The 263-nt window shown below is 58.2% G+C and carries 1 protein-coding gene; it reads right to left on the reverse strand.

Annotation, left to right across the window (positions count from 1 at the left end):
* The coding region (locus QP381_RS09140; RefSeq protein ID WP_285068703.1) for an AAA family ATPase at nucleotides 1-263 on the reverse strand (263 nt) is incomplete at both ends.

Genomic DNA, 263 nt, shown 5'->3' on the forward strand with positions numbered 1-263 from the left:
TCGATGAAGGTAATGATCTGCCCGTCAGCAGACTTCACTTCAGCCAACACTGCCTTGAAGCGTTCCTCAAATTCGCCGCGGTACTTGGCCCCCGCCAGCATTGCCGAAATGTCCAGGCTAATCAGGCGCTTGTCGCGAAGAGATTCCGGCACGTCGCCCGCGACGATTCGCTGGGCTAGCCCCTCCACTACCGCAGTCTTGCCAACGCCGGGTTCACCGATCAACACCGGGTTGTTCTTGGTGCGCCTAGAAAGAACCTGTAC

It is taken from the genome of Pauljensenia sp. UMB6358, assembly GCF_030216865.1.
Taxonomy (GTDB): Bacteria; Actinomycetota; Actinomycetes; order Actinomycetales; family Actinomycetaceae; genus Pauljensenia; species Pauljensenia turicensis_A.